The sequence below is a fragment of the Moorena sp. SIO2C4 genome, assembly GCF_010672485.1.
Classification (GTDB): domain Bacteria; phylum Cyanobacteriota; class Cyanobacteriia; order Cyanobacteriales; family Coleofasciculaceae; genus Moorena; species Moorena producens.
The window spans coordinates 1-2,745 of sequence record NZ_JAAHGN010001014.1; the positions used below are offsets into that span (position 1 = coordinate 1).

A 2,745-nucleotide genomic window follows, 5' to 3' on the forward strand; every position below is an offset into this window, starting at 1 on the left:
TTCGGTGCCCGGCTCAAACGCCGGACGAAGCTGAACTGAAGCCCAGTCCCGTCTGCTGAGTTTCGTCCACCAGACCTTCACCGCGATCCCGGTAGTACAGGCATTTGGCACGGAAAACCGCAATAGAAAGCAGTTCCAGTACCTGGCAACGGACGCAGTTGCTCAGTCCCAACGGGGCACCCTGCTCAAGAGTACCTACGGATTTGCCAACGGCTCAATTACTACAGTTGGTACTGCGATTGTTTTCTATGCCGGGGGGCAGCAGGTATTATTGGGGACAATTACGGTCGGTAGTTTCCTGGTCTTCCTCGCCTATTTGCAATCTCTGCAAAAAGCATTTAGGAGTCTGCTAACTACCTATGGAAGTCTGAAATCCGTGGAAGCAAGTATTGATCGGGTGCTGGAAGTCTTGGATGCTAAGGAAGAGGTACAGGATGCCCCTGGAGCCCAGCCCCTACCCCCTGGGGGATCCAAAGGATGGGTGCGCCTAGAAAAGGTCAGCTTCGGGTACCAATTAGGGGATCCGGTTCTCAAAGATATTACTCTGGAAGCCCAGCCAGGAGAAACAATCGCCCTAGTGGGGTTGACGGGTGCTGGCAAGAGTACCCTGGTTTCTCTGATCCCCCGCTTTTTCGACCCCTGGCAGGGACGAGTACTCCTGGACGGGGTGGATGTGCGCCAGTTGCAACTGACCAGTTTGCGATCGCAAATAGGGTTGGTCTTGCAGGAACCTTTCCTCCTGCCGCTGACGGTGGCAGATAACATTGCCTACGGGCGTCCCGGAGCTAGCTATGAAGAAATTGTAACAGTGGCCAAAGCTGCCAACGCCGATGAGTTTATTAAACGGCTGCCCCAGGGTTACGACACGGTTATTGGCGAGCGAGGGGCGACCCTTTCGGGAGGACAAAGGCAGCGGATTGCGATCGCCCGGGCACTGCTCAAGGATGCTCCGGTACTGATTCTCGACGAACCCACTTCTGCCTTGGACGGGCAAACCGAAGCCCTGCTGCTATCAGCTATAGAGCGATTGATGGCAGGGCGGACCACTTTCATTATTGCCCACCGGCTCTCCACTATTCGGCAAGCAAACCGGATCGCTGTGCTGGACGGGGGTCAGGTGGTGGAGATGGGGACGCACCAGAAGTTGCTGGCCGTGGGTGGTCTTTACCAGCGCTTGCACACTTTGCAGTTTTCTGACTCCCCGTCGGAGGTGGTGTTATGAAGCGATGGTGGCTACGACTGATACCCTACGCCCTGCCCCATAGGCGCGGACTCTTATCAATGATGCTGCTGATGCTTGTGGGGGTAGGACTTAATGTACTCAAGCCCTGGCCCCTAAAGTTGATCGTCGATTATGTTTTGACCGACCAGCCGCTCCCGCACTCCTTTACCTGGCTTAAAGCCATACCTGGTGAAGAATCACCTTCTTGGTTACTAGGTTGGTTAGCTGGCAGCACGATCTTGCTATTTCTAGCCAGTGAGGCAGTTCGCATTATTCAGAATTACGTTGGAAATGGCATCGGCAGTCGAATGGCGTACAGCTTGGGGGCAGTACTGTTCGATCACCTACAGCGTCTTTCTCTGGGTTTCCACGGTCAACAACCCACTGGCGATCTGATCAGGCGAGTGATGACTGATAGCCGCTGCATACAGGTACTGGTGATGAATGTCTTCCTCCCCATACTCACTTCCCTGGTCAGTTTGGTCGCGATGTTAGCCGTGATGTGGCAACTTGATCCCACCCTGTCACTGCTGGCACTGCTTGTTGCTCCACTGTTAGTTGTGCTGATCCGGTTTTTTAACCAGCCTATGACTGAACGTAACTACCAGCATCAACAGCTCGAAGGGGAGATCATGGCGCTGAGTGAGCAGGCGCTGACAGCAGTACCAATTGTTCAAGCATTTAGCCGTGAAGCCCACGAAGATAAGCGGTTCCGGAACCTATCTCGGCAAGTGATCCAAGCTCATTTGCGTGCTGTCCTCTCCCAGCTACAATTCAAAGTTAGCGTTAGCGGGGTAACAGCGATGGGCACAGCGGTAATGATGCTGATTGGGGGCTTTCAGGTTTTGGAGGGATCGCTGTCTTTAGGCAGCCTCCTCGTCTTCCTATCTTATCTCGCCTCCTTGTATGCGCCTATGGAAACCCTAGCCTACATTTCATCTGGTTTCGCATCAGCGGCTGCGGGTGCTCGCCGAGTCTTAGAAATGTTAGATGTCCAAGATCAGGTACAGGAGGAGACCGGAGCCAAGCCGTTGCCGCCGTGTCCCCCTGGAGTAAGGGGACAAATTCGCCTAGAGCGAGTCACCTTTGGCTACAAACCCGGTCACCCCATCCTCCAGGACATTACTCTGGAGGTGCAACCAGGAGAGACAATCGCTTTGGTAGGAATGACGGGAGCTGGGAAGAGCACCTTAGTTTCCCTGATCCCCCGCTTTTTCGACCCCTGGCAGGGTCGAGTCCTCTTTGACGGGGTGGACGTGCGCCAGGTGCAACTGAGCAGTTTGCGATCGCAAGTGACTATAGTGTTGCAAGATCCATTTTTGCTGCCACTGACGGTAGCAGATAACATTGCCTACGGGCGTCCTGGAGCTAGCTATGAAGAAATTGTGGCAGTGGCAAAAGCTGCCAACGCCGATGAGTTTATTAAACGGCTGCCCCAGGGCTACGATACCGTTATTGGCGAGCGAGGAGGCACCCTTTCGGGAGGACAAAGGCAGCGGATTGCGATCGCCACAATTTCTTCA

General features: G+C 54.3%; 2 protein-coding genes. Both read left to right on the forward strand.

Annotated elements, in window-relative coordinates; genetic code table 11:
* Positions 1-85: 85 nt before the first annotated feature.
* Entirely contained in the window at positions 86-1,222 is a 1,137-nt protein-coding gene (locus F6K20_RS32915) for an ABC transporter ATP-binding protein (protein ID WP_287297565.1), read from the forward strand.
* Positions 1,219-2,745: ABC transporter ATP-binding protein (locus F6K20_RS32920; protein ID WP_287297564.1), on the forward strand; the 1,527-nt coding region annotated here is incomplete at its 3' end. The genes F6K20_RS32915 and F6K20_RS32920, both read left to right, overlap by 4 nt.